At 37.1% G+C, this 760-nt stretch carries 2 pseudogenes; both read right to left on the bottom strand.

Annotated elements, in window-relative coordinates:
* Positions 1-143 precede the first annotated feature (143 nt).
* Positions 144-650: pseudogene (locus FD20_RS12635) on the bottom strand (hypothetical protein).
* A pseudogene (locus FD20_RS12630) lies at positions 640-760 on the bottom strand (type II toxin-antitoxin system RelB/DinJ family antitoxin); the annotation flags it as partial. The pseudogenes FD20_RS12630 and FD20_RS12635, both read right to left, overlap by 11 nt.

Here is a 760-nt window from a genome sequence, read left to right as displayed (position 1 = left end):
TCGCCGATTAATTCAAAAAGGGGCTTTATTAGAAAAGTACTTTCAAGCTAATAACCTTTCGGTCGAACAAACCGAAGAACTTTTAAAAACATTTGCTGACTATGTTAACGCCCATAAACCGGATAAATTAAAAAACGATCGACCTAATAACTAGGCCGATCGTTTTTATTTTCAGGATTGTTTTTTGGCTTAATTTCTGGATTGTGTTTAGCAAAGTCTTTTAACTGTTTTTAAATTCTTTGTGTAAGCTCTGCTTTACTTCCTTTGTGCTTCCTTTTACTTAATCGCTGTTGAATTATCTTTTGACCCTTACCTCTTCTTTTTGATTTTAGGTCAAGCGTAAAATCTGAAATTTTATTTTGATCTAGCTCACTTAAATGACCGATTTCTTTAAAGTTTAAACCGGCTTTGGGAAAGCGATAAATATTACCAAGATCGACCCAGGAAGGTTTCTTCAACCCAGCGGATTGCCAATCTTGAATCGGATAATATTGTTGCTTGATATAAGCCGACTTCTTTTCATACTGACTAGTAATTTTAAAAGCCTCGACCGTCTGTTCTGATACCCGACGAATTAAAACTGGTCGAGACTTGCCACTGTTAGTTTCTACAAAACTAACGTATAGGCTGACTAAGTCATTAGTCCTCATCTGGATCGTTGAGCCAATCAGCGACCTCTTTAGCGTCTTTGAACTCGGTGACTGGTGTCCCTTCGGTCGCCTTTAAAAAGCGTAAATTAGCTCTTTCTTCTTCGCTTAAA

It is taken from the genome of Liquorilactobacillus uvarum DSM 19971, from assembly GCF_001434935.1.
GTDB lineage: Bacteria > Bacillota > Bacilli > Lactobacillales > Lactobacillaceae > Liquorilactobacillus > Liquorilactobacillus uvarum.
Note: the sequence above shows the minus strand (reverse complement) of the source record. Positions and strands in the feature narration are given on the sequence as shown.